The following is a 16936-nucleotide window of genomic DNA, read 5'->3' as shown; positions in this document are numbered from 1 at the left end:
CGCGTGAAGACTCGAGTGATCGTGCTCAACGGCGGTTCCAGCTCCGGCAAGTCCGGGATCGTCCGGTGTCTGCAGGCCGTACTGCCGGACTCCTGGCTCGCGCTGGGGACCGACACGATGGTCGACGCGATGCCCGCCGCCCTCCAGGCCTCGGACGCCGGGATCGCGTTCGGCCCGGACGGCGGGGTGAGCGTCGGGCCGGAGTTCCGGGAGCTGGAGGACGCCTGGACCGAGGGGGTCGCCGCGATGGCCCGCGCGGGCGCCCGGGTCATCGTCGACGAGGTGTTCCTGAGCGGGGCGGCGGGCCAGCGGCGGTGGCGTGAACGGCTGGAAGGCCTGGGGGTGCTGTGGGTCGGCGTCCGCTGCGAGAGCGAGGTCGCGGCGGGCCGGGAGACCGCCCGGGGCGACCGGGTCGCGGGGATGGCCGCGGCGCAGGCGGAGCTCGTCCACCGGGGCGTGGTCTACGACCTGGAGGTCGACACGACCCGTACCGAATCGCTGGTCTGCGCGCGGACGATCGCCGGGCATGTGAGGTGAGCATGTTAGGTGAGCGGCAGAGCGTGAAGGGCCGCGCGCTGGCATCGACGCCTTTGCGGTGATCGTCGCGGTTCGCAAGGGGGAACGTATGGACGACGGTGGAAAGCGGCGGAGGAGGTGGGTGGTCCTCGGCGCGGTCCTGGCCGGAGCGTGTTCATACCCGGCGTCGCGCTCTGGGCGACGGACAGCCAGTCCTTCAAGGAACGCTACCGCTGGGGCGCCTGGGAGCAGGACAGCGGTCCGCGCTTCCTCGGTGACTACATGCTCCGCCACTCGAACTCCGAGCGGACGTCCGCAGAACCGGGTGCTCCCGGCTCCGACGGAAAGACGGCGACCTGCACGGTCTCGGTGGCGTCCTCGGGTTCCGACGGTTCCTCTGCCCAGTCCACCAGCTCCTCCGCCCGGCCGGTCGGCTTCCACGACCGGCCGACGCTCACCTGCGGACCCGTGCCCGAGGCCCCGGACAAGCGGCGCGAGTGGATCGACCGCTGCTTCAGCGGCTCGGCCTCGGCGCTGCCGAACGGGCTCGACGGGCTCGTCGCGAACGACCGGGCGATGCTGCCGGGTGGCCCGGGCCGTCACCGCGGCCGGGCTCGTCGGCGTACTGCTCGGCGCCGGCACGGTCGCCCGCCCGCCGGGGGCCCTGCTGCTGACCACGGTCGTCGATCCCACGCTGGCCCAGGTCTTCGCCGACGAGGCGGACTACGGCGGCACGCGGCTGGACCGTGCGAAGGGCGGCCCCGAGGGGTTCGGCTCGATCAATGTGACGCGCGGGGTGTACCTGGCGCAGTGCCAGACCGGTCAGGTGGCGTTCGTGATCGAGCGGATGAACGCGGTCAGCAGCGTGAAGGGGCAGGGGGCCGATCTGGTCCGCGCACTGCTGCCGAAGTACGTCGAAGCCGACGCCGAACGCCTCGGCTGCGGCCCGATCCGGCTGAGGCTGCCGGAGGTCCTGGAGTAGCTCGTACGTGGCCGGGCCCCGGCTTCACCCCCGCGCGACGATCTCCCGGGCCAGCGCGGCCAGCTTCGGCAGGGCCGGGTGGCCCGGGCCGTCGCGGCGGGCGAGGAGGACCGGGACGCCCGGTGCGTCGTCGAGCGGTACGTAGGCGACGCCCGGGTGCGGGTGCATGGCGGCCGTGGAGGCGGCCGAGACGCCGTTGCCGCGTCCGGCGGCGATGGCGGTCAGCCAGTCGTCGGTGTTGGCGACGGTGAGCGTGGCGTCGGGCCGGGCCTCCGGCGGCCACAGCCCGGGAGTCGTGGTGCCGGAGACGGTGTTCACGACCACGGGGCCGCCCGCGAGGTCGGCGAGGCGCAGCGACGTACGGGAGGCGAGCGGGCCGTCCGCGGTCACCGCCGCCACCCGGGCCTCCGTGAACAGCACCTCGGTGACGAGCCCCGGCGCCTCCACCGGCCCCCGCAGCAACGCCGCGTCGACCTCGCCCCGGGTGAGCCCGGCAGTGCGGTCGTCGATCCGCAGCAGCTCCAGCGGGGTGGCCGGATACCGCTCCTGCCAGCTCCGCAGGAGCGGTGTGGTGTACGGGCCGAAGGCCGACCAGGCGTGCCCGAGCCGCAGGGGCCAGTGGCGCAGCCGCCCGGGGTCGAGCGCCTCGTCGAAGGCGGCGACCGCTGCGGCGGCCTTGTCGCGGAAGGCGACGCCCTCGGGGGTGAGGGCGAGGTGGTGGGTGGAGCGGTCGACGAGCCGGATGCCCAGGTGGCGCTCCAGGGCGGCGAGGGTGCGGGAGACGGCGGGCTGGGTGAGGCCGAGGTGCGCGGCGGCCCGGGTGACGTTGCCCTCGTCGGCGACGGCGAGGAAGGCCCGGAGGTGACGGAGCTCGACGGCACGGGTGGGGGCGGGGCGTGCCGGGCGTGTCGGGTGCCCTGGTTCGCCTGCGGTTTCCGTGCCTTCCGGGTTGCTCATGCGTCCGGAGCATAACGGGAGCCCAGAACTCATTTCACGGGACGTGCGCGGATCCCTAACGTGGAGCCTGGCCGCCGCGTGCGCGGCGCGTTGTTCCGCACCCCTGGGAAGGCCGCTCGTGAACGTCCAGCGCAGTGCCGCGGAGCCGGCCGCCGCAGCCGTCTCCGTACCCGAGGCGGTGCCCGCTCTGGACGCCGCCGACCACGGGCCGGGGTCCGGCCCCGGCTCCGGCCCCGGCCCTGGCCCTGGGCGTGGAACGGCGCTGGTGCCGATCGTGCTGGTGATCGCGGGTGGCCTGTCCGTCCAGTTCGGCTCGGCCGTCGCGGCGCTGCTGATGCCGAAGGCGGGGGCGCTGGGCGTCGTCACGCTGCGGCTGGCGGCGGCCGCGCTGATCCTGCTGGTGGTGTGCCGGCCGAAGCTGCGCGGCCACTCGCGCGCGGACTGGGGCACGGTGGTCGCCTTCGGCGTGGCGATGGGCGGCATGAACACGCTGTTCTACCAGGCGCTGGACCGTATCCCGCTCGGCATCGCCGTCACCCTGGAGGTGCTCGGCCCGCTCGCGCTCTCCGTCTTCGCCTCGCGCCGCCTGATCAACGTCCTGTGGGCAGGGCTCGCCCTGGTCGGTGTGGTCCTGCTGGGCGGCGGGGGCTTCGACCGCCTGGACCCGGTGGGTGTGGCGTACGCGCTGGGGGCCGGGGCGATGTGGGCGGCGTACATCGTGTTCAGCGCCCGCACCGGCCGCCGCTTCCCGCAGGCTGACGGGCTGGCCCTGGCGATGGTGGTGGCGGCGGTCCTCTCGCTGCCGCTCGGCATCTGGGAGTCCGGCGCGAAGCTCACGGTCCCGTCCACGCTGGCGCTCGGCGCGGCGGTGGCGGTGCTCAGCTCGGTGCTCCCGTACACCCTGGAACTCATGGCCCTGCGCCGCCTGCCCGCCTCCACGTTCGCGGTGATGATGAGCCTGGAACCGGCGATCGCGGCCACAGCGGGCTTCCTCATCCTCAATCAGGCCCTGTCCACGACGGACGCCCTGGCCATCGCGCTGGTCATCGGGGCGAGCATGGGCGCGGTACGCAGTCAGACGGGGGCGCGTCAGCCGGGGGCGCGGAAGAAGGGGTGAGGGGGGCGGGGGCCGGGCCTCAGCTGTCGGCGGGCAGGATCCGGAAGGCGTCCAGCCCCGGCGTCAGGGGGGCCATGGCCCGGAAGTCGCGCCGGTCCAGGGTGAAGATGCGGTCGGTCCGACAGCGGTCGGCGAGAACCACCCCGACTGCGTCGGCCAGGTCGAGCCGCAGGCCCTCGTACTTCCGCCGGACTTCCTGAGCGGTACGCAGGTCGGCGGGCTTGAGCTCGGCGAGACGGTACTGGCCGTAGTCCATGCGGGAGTTCAGCGCCTCCACCACCTGCATCGCCGCCGGGAACCCCAGGTCGCGGTGGACCAGGTGATCCAGCTCGGTGACGACCAAGGGCGAGATGGCTCGGTGCCGGCCGGCCATATGCGGGCATGCGGGGCCTCGTCCAGGGAGAGCGCGTGCGGCGGGCCCGGGGGTGTGGCCGTACCGGGGAACGCGTAGCGGACGGGCCCCGCGCCGTGGCGCCCCTCCAGGACGAGCCGGTCGCCGTCGGAGCGCGGTTCCACAACGTGGGGTTCGGCAGTCAGCGGCGGAGATCAGCAGCGGGGTCGGGCATCGGTCGGGCGTCGGCGACGGGCACCGACAGCCGCCGGACAGAAAACCATGCAAGCGCGCTTGATTGTTTCCTGGTCCGCTGCCATGCTCCTGGGCACCACACCCGGTCCCGAGGGGAGCGCACGTGTCCGATGTCGCAGCGGTGGTCGACGATCTGCGCGAGGAGAGCGACGAACTCGACGCGCTGGTAGCCACGTTGGAGCCGGGCCGGTGGCGCGGCCCGACCCCCGCCGAGGGCTGGACCGTCGCCCACCAGATCGCCCACCTGGCCTGGACCGACGAGGTCGCGCTGCTGGCGGCCACCGAGCCGGACCGGTTCGGTGACGAGGTGGCGAAGGCGCTCACCGCCCCCGAGGCCTTCGTAGACGAGGCTGCCGAGGCCCTGGTCGCCGCCCACCCCCCGGACGCACTGCTCGCACGGTGGCGGGACGGGCGGCGGCGGCTGGACAAGGTGCTGCGGGGCGCCCCCGCCGGAACCCGGATCCCCTGGTACGGGCCGCCGATGAGCGTCGCGTCCATGGCGACCGCCCGGCTCATGGAGACCTGGGCCCACGGCCAGGACATCGCCGACGCCCTCGGGGTCACCCGGACCCCCACCGCCCGGCTGCGGCACGTCGCGCGGATCGGGGTGCGGGCCCGGAACTACGCCTACGCGGTACGCGGCATCACGGCGCCCGTCGATGACTTCCGCATCGAACTGGTCTCGCCCGACGGTGCGTTGATCGCATATGGACCCGAGGGAGCCGCCCAGCGCGTCACCGGCCCGCTGCTCGACTTCTGCCTCCTGGTCACCCGGCGCGCCCACCGGTCCGACCTCGCGGTCACCGCCGAGGGCCGCGACGCCGACCAGTGGCTCTCCATCGCCCAGGCGTTCGCCGGACCACCCGGACCGGGCCGCCTGCCCCGCGCGGAGCGGGACGGCCGCCGGTGAACGCCACCGCCGTGCCCGCCCCCGCCACCGCCCCCCTCCGCATCGGCAACGCCTCCGGCTTCTACGGCGACCGCTTCGACGCCGTACGCGAGATGCTCACCGGCGGCCCCCTCGACGTCCTCACCGGCGACTACCTCGCCGAGCTGACCATGCTCATCCTCGGCCGCAGCCGCCTCAAGGACCCGGAGAAGGGGTACGCCACCACCTTCCTGCGCCAGCTCGAAGAAGGGCTCGGCCTCGCCCACGAGCGCGGAGTGAAGATCGTCACCAACGCGGGCGGGCTCAACCCCGGCGGGCTCGCGGACGCCGTACGGAAGTTGGCGGCCAGGGTCGGCGTCCCGGTCACCGTCGCCCACGTCGAGGGCGACAGCCTGCCCGTGCCCGACGGCTTCCTCACCGCCAACGCCTACCTCGGCGGCGCCGGGATCGCCGCCTGCCTGAGGGCCGGGGCCGACATCGTCGTCACGGGCCGGGTCACCGACGCGGCCCTCGTCACCGGCCCGGCCGCCGCCCGTTTCGGCTGGGGGCCGGACGACCTGGACGCGCTGGCGGGAGCCGTGGTCGCCGGGCACGTGCTGGAGTGCGGTACGCAGGCGACCGGCGGGAACTACGCCTTCTTCGGGGAGCACGATGTGCGCCGCCCCGGCTTCCCCCTCGCCGAGATCCACGCCGACGGCTCGTCCGTGATCACCAAGCACGACGGTACGGGGGGCGTCGTCGACGTCGGCACGGTCACCGCACAACTCCTCTACGAGACAGGCGGAGCCCGGTACGCGGGCCCCGACGTCACCGCCCGCCTCGACACCGTACGGCTCACCCCCGACGGCCCGGACCGGGTCCGCGTCGACGGGGTACGCGGCGAGGCCCCGCCCCCCACCCTCAAGGCCGGGCTCACCCGGCTCGGCGGCTGGCGCAACGAGGTCGTGTTCGTCCTCACGGGTCTGGACATCGAGGCCAAGGCCCGCCTGGTGAAGGAGCAGTTCGCCGATGCCCTGGAGCGCGGCGGTGCGCGCCCGCCGGCCGAGGTGCGCTGGGAGCTGGCCCGTACCGATCACCCCGACGCCGACACCGAGGAGCGGGCCGGCGCCCTGCTCCGGCTCGTCGTCCGCGACCAGGACGCCGACGCGGTGGGCCGGACCGTCTCCGGAGCAGCCGTCGAGCTGGCCCTCGGCAGCTATCCGGGCTTCCACGTCACCGCCCCGCCCGGAAAGGGCGCGCCCTACGGAGTGTTCGAGGCGGCCTACGTACCGGCGGGGGAGGTCGAGCACACCGCCGTGCTGCCGGACGGGGGCCGGGAGGTCGCAGGACCGCCGTCCCTTACCCAGGAGCTGACGGCAGTCGACGAACCGCCGCTCCCCGCGCCCTACCCCTCCGGACCCACCCGCCGCGCCCCCCTCGGGCTCCTCGCGGGCGCCCGCAGCGGTGACAAGGGCGGCGACGCCAACGTGGGCGTCTGGGTGCGCGACGACGACGCCTGGCGGTGGCTGGCCCACGAGCTCACCGTCGAACGGTTCCGGGAACTCCTCCCCGAGACCGCCGGACTGACCGTCATGCGCCATGTCCTGCCCAACCTGCGCGCCCTGAACTTCACCGTGCACGGCCTCCTGGGGGAGGGCGTCGCCGCGCAGGCCCGGTTCGACCCCCAGGCCAAGGCGGTGGGGGAGTGGCTGCGGTCGCGGTGGCTGCCCGTCCCCGTAGCCCTGCTGGAGCCCGACCACGGCCCGACCCCGGAGGTGACCGCATGACCGTCCTGCCCACCGGACTCGACATCAACAGCCCCGAATACGCCACCCATCGGGCCACCATGCTCGAGAAGCTCGCCGAGCTGGAGACCGAGCACGCCAAGGCGCTCGCGGGCGGCGGCGAGAAGTACGTGACCCGCCACCGCAAGCGCGGCAAGCTTCCCGCGCGGGAGCGGATCGAGCTGCTGGTCGACCCCGACACCCCGTTCCTGGAGCTGTCGCCGCTGGCGGCCTGGGGCAGTGCCTCCCCCGAGTACACCGTCGGGGCCTCGCTCATCACCGGGATCGGCGTGGTGGAGGGCGTCGAGTGCCTGATCACCGCCAACGACCCGACCGTACGCGGCGGGGCATCGAACCCCTGGACGCTGAAGAAGGCCCTGCGCGCCAACGAGATCGCCTTCGCCAACCGGCTGCCCGCCATCAGCCTGGTGGAGTCGGGCGGCGCCGACCTGCCGTCGCAGAAGGAGATCTTCATCCCGGGCGGGGCGCTCTTCCGGGACATCACGCGGCTCTCGGCAGCCGGAATCCCCACCGTGGCCGTCGTGTTCGGCAACTCGACCGCCGGAGGCGCGTACGTCCCCGGCATGTCGGACCACGCCGTGATGATCCGGGAACGGTCCAAGGTCTTCCTCGGCGGGCCGCCCCTGGTGAAGATGGCGACCGGCGAGGAGAGCGACGACGAGTCCCTCGGCGGGGCCGAGATGCACGCCCGTACGTCGGGTCTCGCCGACCACTTCGCCGTCGACGAGCAGGACGCGATCCGCCAGGCCCGGCGCATCGTCGCCCGCTTCAACTGGCGCAAGGCGCACGCCGATCCGGGGCCCGCCGAGCCGCCGAAGTACGACGAGGACGAGCTGCTCGGGATCGTGCCGGGCGACCTGAAGGTGCCGTTCGACCCGCGCGAGGTCATCGCCCGGCTGGTCGACGGCTCGGACTTCGACGCGTTCAAGCCGCTCTACGGGACGAGTCTGGTCACGGGGTGGGCGCGGCTGCACGGGTATCCGGTCGGGATCCTCGCCAACGCGCAGGGGGTCCTCTTCAGCGAGGAGTCGCAGAAGGCCGCCCAGTTCATCCAACTGGCCAACCAGCGCGACATTCCGCTCCTCTTCCTGCACAACACCACCGGCTACATGGTCGGCAAGGAGTACGAGCAGGGCGGCATCATCAAGCACGGCGCGATGATGATCAACGCGGTCGCGAACTCGAAGGTGCCGCACCTCTCGGTCCTGATGGGCGCCTCGTACGGGGCCGGGCACTACGGGATGTGCGGGCGCGCCTACGACCCGCGCTTCCTCTTCGCCTGGCCGAGCAGCAAGTCCGCCGTCATGGGACCGCAGCAGCTCGCGGGCGTCCTCTCCATCGTGGCCCGTGCGTCGGCCGCCGCGAAGGGGATGCCGTACGACGACGAGGCGGACGCCGGGCTGCGCGCCATGGTGGAGCAGCAGATCGAGGCGGAGTCGCTGCCGATGTTCCTGTCCGGGCGGCTCTACGACGACGGGGTCATCGACCCGCGCGACACCCGGACCGTCCTCGGGATGTGCCTGTCCGCGATCCACACCGCACCGGTCGAGGGCGTCCGTGGCGGCTTCGGCGTCTTCCGGATGTGACCCGCACGTGAGGCCCCCGAGGAACCTTCCGGATGTGACCCGCTCATGAGGAGAGACGTGATCCACTCCCTGCTCGTCGCCAACCGGGGCGAGATCGCCTGCCGGATCTTCCGCACCTGCCGGGACCTGGGCATCACCACGGTCGCCGTGCACTCCGACGCGGACGCCGACGCCCTTCACGTACGGGAGGCCGATCTCGCCGTACGCCTGCCGGGCTCCGCCCCCGCCGACACCTATCTGCGGGGCGACCTCGTCGTGGCCGCAGCCCTGGCCGCCGGGGCGGACGCCGTGCACCCCGGCTACGGCTTCCTCTCGGAGAACGCCGCCTTCGCCGCCGCCGTGCGGGACGCGGGTCTTGCGTGGGTGGGCCCGCCGGTCAAGGCCATCGAGCTGATGGCGTCCAAGACCCGTGCCAAGGAGCTGATGGGCGGGGCCGGGGTGCCGTTGCTGGCCCCCGTGGACCCGGCGACGGCCACGGAAGACGATCTGCCGCTGTTGCTGAAGGCGGCCTCGGGCGGGGGCGGCCGCGGAATGCGCATCGTCCGCGAACTCGGCGCGCTTCCCGCGGAGTTGCTGGCGGCCGCCGCCGAGGCCGCGTCCGCCTTCGGGGACGGGGAGGTGTTCGCCGAGCCGTACGTGGAGCGGGGCCGGCACGTCGAGGTGCAGGTCATGGCGGACGCGTACGACACCGTGTGGGCGCTCGGGACCCGGGACTGCTCGCTCCAGCGCCGCCACCAGAAGGTCATCGAGGAGGCCCCGGCGCCCGGCCTGGACGAGGCACTGCGCACCCGGCTGCACGACGCGGCGGTGGCGGCCGCGCGGGCGGTCGGCTACCGGGGCGCGGGGACGGTGGAGTTCCTGGTCTCGGCGGAGGGGCAGCCGTACTTCCTGGAGATGAACACCCGCCTCCAGGTCGAACACCCCGTGACGGAAGCCGTGTTCGGGGTGGACCTGGTCGCGCTCCAACTGCGGGTGGCGGAGGGGGAGCCGCTGGACCCGGAGCTCCCCGTGGCGTCGGGTCACGCGGTGGAAGCCCGGCTCTACGCCGAGGACCCCGCGCGCGACTGGCAGCCACAGACCGGAGCTCTGCTCACGCTGGAGGTGCCGGACGCGCCCGGCCTGCGCCTGGACACCGGGTACACCGGCGGCGACACCATCGGCGTCCACTACGACCCGATGCTCGCCAAGGTCATCGCCCACGCCCCGACGCGCCCGGAAGCGGTACGCCTGCTGGCCGGAGCCCTGGAACGCGCCCGCATCCACGGCCCGGTCACCAACCGCGCGTTGCTCGTACGGTCGCTGCGCCACCCGGACTTCGCCGCGGCCCGGCTGGACACCGGCTTCTACGACCGGTACCTGGCGGACCTCACCGCCCCGGGAGCCGGTGACCCCGCCACCGCCGCCCTCGCCGCCGCCCTGGCGGAAGCCGTACGCGCCACCACCGCGCCCACCGCCACCGCCCCCACCCGCTTCGGCGCCTGGCGCAACGTCCCCTCGCAGCCCCAGCTCAAGCGCTACCGCAGCGAACCGGACGGCGCCGAGCACGAGATCGCCTACCGCACCCCGCGCATCGGCACCCCGGAACCGTACGACGCCCCCGGCGTCCGGGTCCTCGCCGCCACCCCCGACCGCGTGACCCTCGAACTCGACGGCCTGACACGCCACTTCGCCCTGGCACGCGACCGCGACCGGGTGCACGTGGACACCGCCGGAGCCTCGTACACCTTCACCGCCCTGCCCCGCTTCACCGACCCCGCGACGCAGACCGACCCCGGCTCCCTCCTCGCCCCCATGCCCGGCACCGTCGTCCGCCTCGCGGGGGGCCTGGCGCCGGGGGTCGCGGTGGAGGCCGGGCAGCCGCTGATCTGGCTGGAGGCGATGAAGATGGAGCACCGCATCCTCGCCCCCGCCTCCGGCACCCTCACCGCCCTGCACGCCGCCCCCGGCCGCCAGGTCGAGGTGGGCGCCCTGCTCGCCGTGGTCCAGGAGGACCTGGGCCGCGACCCCGTATCCGTACCGGAGGAGAACGCATGAGCACCGTCCTCGAGACCGAAGAGCACCAGGCACTGCGCGCCGCCGTCGCCGCCCTCGGAAAGCGATACGGGCGCGACTACATGACCACCGTCATCCGCGAGGGCTCCCACACCCACGAGCTGTGGGCGGAGGCCGCCAAGCTCGGCTACCTCGGGGTGAACCTCCCCGAGGAGTACGGCGGCGGAGGCGGTGGCATGGCTGAACTCTCCATCGTGCTGGAGGAGCTGGGGGCGGCCGGCTCGCCCCTCCTCATGATGATCGTGTCGCCCGCGATCTGCGGCACGGTCATCGCCCGCTTCGGCACGGACGAACAGAAACAGAAGTGGCTGCCGGGCCTCGCCGACGGCACCCTCACCATGGCCTTCGGGATCACCGAACCGGACGCCGGGTCCAACTCCCACCGGATCACCACCACCGCCCGCCGGGACGGCGCCGACTGGGTCCTGACCGGCCGCAAGGTCTTCGTGTCGGGCGTCGACATAGCCGACGCGACCCTGATCGTGGGGCGCACCGAGGACGCCCGGTCGGGGAAGCTGAAGCCCTGCCTGTTCATCGTCCCCCGCGATGCGGAGGGTTTCGGGCGGAACCGGATCGACATGGAACTCCACGCCCCCGAAAAGCAGTTCGAGCTGGTCCTGGACGATGTACGGCTGCCCGCGGACGCCCTGGTCGGCGACGAGGACGCGGGGCTGCTCCAGCTCTTCGCCGGGCTGAACCCCGAGCGGATCATGACGGCCGCCTTCGGGATCGGGATGGGCCGGTTCGCACTCGGCAGGGCCGTCGAGTACGCCCGTACGCGCCAGGTCTGGAAGGCCCCGATCGGCTCCCACCAGGCCATCGCGCACCCGCTCGCCACCGCGCACATCGACCTGGAACTGTCACGCCTGATGATGCAGAAGGCCGCCCGGCTCTACGACGACGGCGACGACACCGGCGCGGGCGAGGCGGCGAACATGGCGAAGTACGCGGCCGGCGAGGCCTGCGTGAAGGCGGTCGACCAGGCGGTCCACACCCTGGGCGGCAACGGCCTGACCCGCGAGTACGGGCTCGCCTCCCTGATCACCGCGTCCCGGGTGGCCCGGATCGCGCCGGTCAGCCGGGAGATGATCCTGAACTACGTCTCGCACCAGTCGCTGGGCCTGCCGAAGTCGTACTAGGGGAGTGTTCGGCGGATCAGGCCCCGGACAGGCCCTGGACAGGCCCTGGACAGGCCCTGGGCCGGGCGTCGGGGTTTCCCGCCGTCCGACCTCTCCCCCTTCCCCGCCCCCAGGGGCGATTCTGACTCTCCACACCCGCACGGCGTCCCACGCCGCCTCCCGGCGGCGCGGGCCACCGCGACGACAGGGGTTGACCGCCATGGTGTTCCGCAGTGAGTACGCAGACGTACCGGCCCTCGACGTGCCCATCCACGAAGCGGTCCTCGGCGGGGCTGCGGAGTTCGGTGACACGACCGCCCTGATCGACGGGACGAACGGCATGTCCCTCACGTACACCCAGCTCGACGGCTTCCACCGCCGCATCGCCGCCGCGCTCGCCGACGCGGGGCTCAGGAAGGGCGACGTGCTCGCCCTGCACAGCCCGAACACCATCGCCTACCCGGCCGTCTTCTACGGGGCCACACGCGCCGGCGCCTCCGTCACGACGGTCCACCCGCTGGCGACGGCCGAGGAGTTCGCCAAGCAGCTGGCCGACAGCGGGGCGAAGTGGATCGTGACCGTCTCCCCGCTCCTGGAGACGGCCCGCCGGGCGGCCGAACTGACCGGCGGCGTCCAGGAGATCTACGTCTGCGACCAGGCGGAGGGCCACACCTCCATCCTGGACATGCTCTCCTCCACCGCCCCCGAGCCGGCCGTCGCCATCGACCCCGGCGAGGATGTGGCGGCGCTCCCGTACAGCTCCGGAACGACGGGCACGCCCAAGGGCGTGATGCTGACGCACCGGTCGATCGGGACGAACCTGGAGCAGCTGAGACCGTTCATCCCGATGGGGGAGGGCGACCGTATTCTGGCGGTACTGCCGTTTTTTCATATCTACGGGCTTACGGCGCTCATGAACGCGCCCCTGCGCTGCGGCTCGACCGTCGTCGTCCTCCCCCGCTTCGACCTGGCGCAGTTCCTGGAGGCCATCCAGACGCACCGCATCACCGGTCTGTACGTGGCCCCGCCGATCGTGCTGGCGCTGGCGAAGCACCCGCTGGTGGGGGAGTACGACCTGTCGTCGCTCCGGTACATCGTCAGCGCCGCCGCCCCGCTGGACGCCGAACTGGCCGCTGCCTGTTCGGCCCGGCTGGGGCTGCCGCCGGTGCGGCAGGCGTACGGGATGACGGAGCTGTCGCCCGGTACGCATGTGGTGCCGCTCTCCGTGGAGGAGCCGCCGCCGGGCACGGTGGGCAAGCTGCTGCCGAACACGGAGATGCGGATCGTGTCCCTGGGAGACCCGACGCAGGACGCGGAGCCGGGGGCGGACGGCGAAATCCTGATCCGGGGCCCCCAGGTGATGAAGGGCTACCTGGGCCGTCCCGACGCCACCGCCGACATGATCGACGCGGACGGCTGGGTGCACACGGGGGACGTCGGCCGGACCGACGAGGACGGCTGGCTGTACGTCGTCGACCGGGTCAAGGAGCTGATCAAGTACAAGGGGTACCAGGTCGCCCCGGCCGAGCTGGAGGCCCTGCTGCTGACCCATGACCAGGTGGCGGACGCGGCGGTGATCGGGGTGTACGACGCCGAGGGCAACGAGGTCCCGAAGGCGTTCCTGGTCCGGGGCCCGGCGGCGGACGGCCTCACCACCGACGAGGTGATGGCGTACGTCGCCGAGCGGGTCTCCCCGTACAAGAAGGTGCGGCAGGCCGAGTTCATCGGGGCCGTACCCCGGGCGGCGTCCGGCAAGATCCTCCGGCGCGAGCTGCGCGACCGGGAGAAGACGGAGGACAAGTGACCCTGATCGCCACATCCCGGGAACGGGGCATCGCGACCCTGACGCTGGACTCCCCGGCGAACCGCAACGCGCTCTCGGCCGCGCTGGTGGGCCAGGTGCGGGAGGCGCTGGCGGCCTGCGCCGCCGACGACACCGTACGGGCGGTGGTGCTGACCCACACGGGGACGACGTTCTGCGCCGGGGCGGATGTGAAGGCACCGCCGGACCCGGCGGCGTTCGTGGGCCTGATGCGGGACATCGTGGCGCTGCCGAAGCCGGTGGTGGCGCGGGTCGACGGGCACGTCCGGGCCGGGGGTCTCGGCCTGCTGGCGGCGTGCGACATCGCGGTGGCGGGCGAGGCGTCGTCCTTCGCGCTCACGGAATCGCGGCTGGGGCTGGCCCCGGCGGTCATCTCCCTGACGCTGCTGCCGCGCATGGACCGTACGGCGGCGAACCGCTACTACCTCACGGGGGAGCGGTTCGACGCGGCGGAGGCGGCGCGGACCGGCCTGGTCACGGTGGCCGCCGAGGACGTGGACAAGGCCCTCGTCCCGGTCCTGGACGGTCTGCGCCGGGCGTCACCGCAGGGGCTGGCCGCATCGAAGGAGCTGGTCACGGCTACGGTGCTGAGGAGCTTCGACCAGTACGCCGAAGACCTCATCGCCCGCTCCGCCGCGCTGTTCGCCTCCGAGGAGGCCCGGGAGGGGATGACGGCCTTCCTTGAACGACGGGACCCGGCATGGGTGCGGTGACACCTTCCAGCGTTGCGAAATCTGCTCACGCGCCCAAGCAGGACCGCAGCCGGGCGACCCGGCAGCGGCTCCTGGAGGCGGCGGTGGCCTGCCTCGCCGAACACGGCTGGGCGGGCTCCACCGTCTCGGTCGTCGCCGAGCGGGCCGGGGTCTCGCGGGGCGCTGCCCAGCACCACTTCCCGACCCGCGAGGACCTGTTCACGGGGGCGGTGGAGTACGTGGCCGAGGAGCGCTCGGCCGCTCTGCGCGCGCTCCCCGTGCAGGGCCGCGCGGAGGTGGTCGCGGCCCTGGTGGACCTGTACACGGGCCCCTTGTTCCGGGCTGCGCTCCAGCTCTGGGTCGCCGCCTCCAACGAGGACCAGCTGCGCCCGCGCGTGACGGAGCTGGAGGCGCGGGTGGGCCGCGAGACCCACCGCATCGCCGTCGAGCTCCTGGGTGCCGACGAATGCCGCCCCGGCGCCCGCGAAACGGTCCAGGGCCTGCTGGACATGGCCCGCGGCCTGGGCCTCGCCAACCTCCTCACCGACGACACCGCCCGGCGCGCGCGGGTCGTGGCGCAGTGGGCGGCGCTGGTGGAGGAGGGGCTGGGGTGAGCCTTGCCCGTGGGCCGGCGCGGACCTGCCGGTGTACGGGTCGTCCCCGGTGACGCCGTCGCCGCCAAGCAGCCGGGCCAGCAGCTGCGGGACCGCAACGACAACGTGCAGCGCCTGCTACGCGTCCTGGACCGGGACGGCTCGGCCGGACTGCTGGCGAGCGCCATGGACGGCGGGGTCACGGTGGAGCTGCTGGACGGACGCGGAACGCCGTACTGGGCGGTCTTCCAGGTCGTCCGCAGCGGCAACGGGGTCCGGGAGGGTGAGGCGGACGACGGCCGGGACATGTACCCCGCCCCACCCAGACGGACGGCCAGGACGCGGCCGAAAAGAGCAGACAGGCCCGCGGCCTCCTGGGCGCCGGAATCCTGAACGCCGACGAATCCTCCCGGTGGCGGGCCGCTTGCTGGCCGCACACCTGACGGAGATCGCGGACCCGCACGACCGTCTGGGCCTGCGGGCGCCGCCACCTCGGACGGGCCCCTGAAGAACGGCATGCGTGCCGCTAATCCCCCTGAAGGGAGAAGCCCGCCGGGGAGACCAGTCCCTTGTCCGGGTCGGCGCGGAAGGAGGCGACCCAGGCCACGGGTTCGCAGCCCTTGCCGTTGGGATGTTCCTCGGTCAGCTGGGCCTGCTCGGTGTCCTTGACCGGGCTGCCCCCCTTCACCGGAGTCACGGTCAGCTCGACCGGCAGCTTCTCGGCCCCGATGTCCTGCGGAAGCCGCACCGACACCCGTCCGATCGGATCGGACGGGTCGCCGGACGTGCGCTCCTCGCACGAGCCGTCCACGCAGACCCGGATCATCGCTCCCCCGGTGTCCTCGAAGTCGGCCGGCCGCCAGATGACGGAGACCTCCGAGTCCATGTCGCTGAGGGTGCACATTTTGCTCTGCCCGAACGTGCACCCGGCCAGAGCGGCAACTGTCACCAGGGAGAGGAACACCTTGCGCATGTCAGCCCCTCGCCACCGTGCCGGGGAGCGCCGAGTGGGCGAGCCCGATGTCGGTGAAGACGAGCGGAGAGAGAAAGTCCTCTTGAGCTGCTCGTTTCCCCGCCGAGACGGTCGTTTCTCCGCGATGCCGGATCGCCCAGGGCTGCGAACACGCTGGAAGCTGTGCATGTCAGAACCCATGCTGTCCCTCACCAGCCGGGACAGGCGTCGCCTGGTGGTAGTACATGCGCCACGCCGTCTCGCCGTGTTTCCTGCGCCACAGCGAGCTCCGGCGGGCCCGGCTACCGCCGAAGACGGTCTCGTAGGTCAGATGCACCAGGCCGGGAGCCAGTACGACTCCGGCCATGCCGGACGGCTCAATGCGCGGACCGTCCGCGTCTGCGCCGCTCATCTCAGGAAGCGCGGCGAGCATCTCCTCGTACGTCCACCGTCGTCCCGAAGCTCCGACCTCGATGAACTCCGGGTCGAGCAGCCGCTCGGCGAGTGACCGTGACACACGCACGTCGGGGTCCAGCAGCTGCAACTCGCCCACGATAGCCGCGCCGACATCGGTCGCCTGTTCGTTCATCCCGTCATTCTGTCGAATGAAAGCCTTCAGAGAGATCCTTGATCGCCCCGCAGGTCAGTCACCGTGCAGCGAAGACCGGGGGCTCCAGCGAACTTCCGGTCCGCTGTCACGAGTTCGGCGCCCAGCGGCGCGGGCGTGCGCGGCGGTGAACCCGTTCCCAGCAGTGTGGTTCCGCACCCGCTCGGCGAGGGTGTCCGAACCCACGAGGAACTCCTGGCCGAGATACGTGAGGCGCGTTCGTGAAGGTGCAGGTTCTCGACACCTCCGCGCTCGTGGAGCCTGCTCGGCCGCTTCCTCCGGGGTCAGCAAGGCCGCTTCGCCGACGAGAAGCTGCAGGAGGTAGGCCTGCAAGGACTGCCCTGATCGGGCAGCCCGGATCTTCAAGGTCGTCAACGTCTCGTCCGGCACCTCGCGGAGGTGAATGGTGGCCATACAAGCATTTGAGTCCCGCCGCAAGCACACTGCTAGTGGCTTCTGTCGGCTGGCGGAGAGGCGTGAGCTGATCCGTCGGCCACCGGCCTCAGACGGTTTTGAGTAGGCCGCGGAGGTTGGTCATGCGCGCCTTGATGTCGGCGGGGTCGATCGGGGTCTCCCTGCTGTCGGGGCGGTGGGTTGTGCGGCAGGTGTGGCAGAGGCCGTCGGGGAGGGCTTGTGGCGGGCCGGGGCGTCCGCAGTCGGTGCATTCCATGAGGATGCGGCGG

The 16936-nt window shown here is 72.8% G+C and carries 18 protein-coding genes and 1 pseudogene; 12 read left to right on the top strand and 7 right to left on the bottom strand.

Annotated features, from left to right (window positions below; translation table 11 throughout):
* Positions 1 to 3: 3 nt before the first annotated feature.
* Positions 4 to 537, top strand: coding sequence for a chloramphenicol phosphotransferase CPT (cpt, locus tag ABZ154_RS18620; protein WP_356833891.1), 534 nt, complete (start codon positions 4 to 6; stop codon positions 535 to 537).
* Positions 538 to 794: 257 nt separating this feature from the next.
* Here cpt and ABZ154_RS18615 read toward each other — a convergent pair whose 3' ends face one another.
* Positions 795 to 974 carry a hypothetical protein gene (locus ABZ154_RS18615; protein WP_356833889.1) on the bottom strand — a complete coding sequence of 60 codons (180 nt, stop codon included), beginning with the start codon at positions 972 to 974 and terminating at the stop codon, positions 795 to 797.
* 128 nt (positions 975 to 1102) lie between these two features.
* Here ABZ154_RS18615 and ABZ154_RS18610 point away from each other — a divergent pair, with 128 nt between their 5' ends.
* Positions 1103 to 1498, top strand: a complete 396-nt coding sequence (locus ABZ154_RS18610) for a hypothetical protein (RefSeq protein WP_356833887.1) — start codon at positions 1103 to 1105, stop codon at positions 1496 to 1498.
* Positions 1499 to 1522: 24 nt separating this feature from the next.
* On the opposite strand, the gene ABZ154_RS18605 is transcribed toward ABZ154_RS18610, so the two are convergent.
* The gene (locus tag ABZ154_RS18605) at positions 1523 to 2455 is read right to left on the bottom strand and encodes a LysR family transcriptional regulator (RefSeq protein ID WP_356833885.1); all 933 of its coding nucleotides are present in this window, start codon (positions 2453 to 2455) and stop codon (positions 1523 to 1525) included.
* 118 nt (positions 2456 to 2573) lie between these two features.
* Between ABZ154_RS18605 and ABZ154_RS18600 the strand changes: the two genes are divergently transcribed.
* Entirely contained in the window at positions 2574 to 3572 is a 999-nt protein-coding gene (locus ABZ154_RS18600) for an EamA family transporter (protein WP_356833882.1), read from the top strand.
* A gap of 19 nt (positions 3573 to 3591) precedes the next feature.
* Here ABZ154_RS18600 and ABZ154_RS18595 read toward each other — a convergent pair whose 3' ends face one another.
* Complete coding sequence (locus ABZ154_RS18595) at positions 3592 to 3945, bottom strand: VapC toxin family PIN domain ribonuclease (RefSeq protein WP_356833880.1); 354 nt, start codon at positions 3943 to 3945, stop codon at positions 3592 to 3594.
* 316 nt (positions 3946 to 4261) lie between these two features.
* Between ABZ154_RS18595 and ABZ154_RS18590 the strand changes: the two genes are divergently transcribed.
* The 9 genes from ABZ154_RS18590 (at position 4262) to ABZ154_RS18550 (ending at position 15087) form a co-directional block, all read left to right on the top strand.
* Entirely contained in the window at positions 4262 to 5068 is an 807-nt protein-coding gene (locus ABZ154_RS18590) for a TIGR03084 family metal-binding protein (protein WP_356833878.1), read from the top strand.
* The gene (locus tag ABZ154_RS18585) at positions 5065 to 6813 is read left to right on the top strand and encodes an acyclic terpene utilization AtuA family protein (RefSeq protein ID WP_356833876.1); all 1749 of its coding nucleotides are present in this window, start codon (positions 5065 to 5067) and stop codon (positions 6811 to 6813) included. The genes ABZ154_RS18590 and ABZ154_RS18585 overlap by 4 nt, the downstream gene beginning before the upstream one ends.
* Complete coding sequence (locus ABZ154_RS18580; RefSeq protein ID WP_356833874.1) at positions 6810 to 8417, top strand: carboxyl transferase domain-containing protein; 1608 nt, start codon at positions 6810 to 6812, stop codon at positions 8415 to 8417. The genes ABZ154_RS18585 and ABZ154_RS18580 overlap by 4 nt, the downstream gene beginning before the upstream one ends.
* A gap of 45 nt (positions 8418 to 8462) precedes the next feature.
* Entirely contained in the window at positions 8463 to 10451 is a 1989-nt protein-coding gene (locus ABZ154_RS18575; protein WP_356833872.1) for a biotin carboxylase N-terminal domain-containing protein, read from the top strand.
* Positions 10448 to 11608, top strand: coding sequence for an acyl-CoA dehydrogenase (locus ABZ154_RS18570; protein ID WP_356833870.1), 1161 nt, complete (start codon positions 10448 to 10450; stop codon positions 11606 to 11608). Before ABZ154_RS18575 ends, ABZ154_RS18570 begins: the two co-directional genes overlap by 4 nt.
* Positions 11609 to 11807: 199 nt before the next feature.
* The gene (locus ABZ154_RS18565) at positions 11808 to 13391 is read left to right on the top strand and encodes a 4-coumarate--CoA ligase family protein (RefSeq protein ID WP_356833868.1); all 1584 of its coding nucleotides are present in this window, start codon (positions 11808 to 11810) and stop codon (positions 13389 to 13391) included.
* Complete coding sequence (locus tag ABZ154_RS18560) at positions 13388 to 14122, top strand: enoyl-CoA hydratase family protein (protein ID WP_356833866.1); 735 nt, start codon at positions 13388 to 13390, stop codon at positions 14120 to 14122. Before ABZ154_RS18565 ends, ABZ154_RS18560 begins: the two co-directional genes overlap by 4 nt.
* On the top strand, positions 14110 to 14715 hold the full coding sequence (locus ABZ154_RS18555; RefSeq protein WP_356833864.1) for a TetR/AcrR family transcriptional regulator: 606 nt from the start codon (positions 14110 to 14112) through the stop codon (positions 14713 to 14715). Before ABZ154_RS18560 ends, ABZ154_RS18555 begins: the two co-directional genes overlap by 13 nt.
* 9 nt (positions 14716 to 14724) lie before the next feature.
* A complete protein-coding gene (locus tag ABZ154_RS18550) occupies positions 14725 to 15087 on the top strand; it encodes a hypothetical protein (RefSeq protein WP_356833862.1) in 363 nt (120 codons plus the stop codon).
* Between the two features lie 133 nt (positions 15088 to 15220).
* Here ABZ154_RS18550 and ABZ154_RS18545 read toward each other — a convergent pair whose 3' ends face one another.
* The 4 genes and pseudogenes from ABZ154_RS18545 to ABZ154_RS18530 form a co-directional block, all read right to left on the bottom strand.
* Complete coding sequence (locus ABZ154_RS18545; protein WP_356833860.1) at positions 15221 to 15667, bottom strand: hypothetical protein; 447 nt, start codon at positions 15665 to 15667, stop codon at positions 15221 to 15223.
* Between the two features lie 169 nt (positions 15668 to 15836).
* Positions 15837 to 16235, bottom strand: a complete 399-nt coding sequence (locus ABZ154_RS18540) for a DUF4440 domain-containing protein (RefSeq protein WP_356833858.1) — start codon at positions 16233 to 16235, stop codon at positions 15837 to 15839.
* A 54-nt stretch (positions 16236 to 16289) separates the two neighbouring features.
* Positions 16290 to 16667 (bottom strand): hypothetical protein, encoded by a 378-nt coding sequence (locus ABZ154_RS18535; protein ID WP_356833856.1) that lies wholly within the window; start codon positions 16665 to 16667, stop codon positions 16290 to 16292.
* An 88-nt stretch (positions 16668 to 16755) separates the two neighbouring features.
* Positions 16756 to 16936, bottom strand: a pseudogene (locus ABZ154_RS18530) (MarR family transcriptional regulator); the annotation flags it as partial.

This window comes from Streptomyces sp. NPDC006261 (assembly GCF_040613515.1).
Taxonomy (GTDB): Bacteria; Actinomycetota; Actinomycetes; order Streptomycetales; family Streptomycetaceae; genus Streptomyces.
Note: the sequence above shows the minus strand (reverse complement) of the source record. Positions and strands in the feature narration are given on the sequence as shown.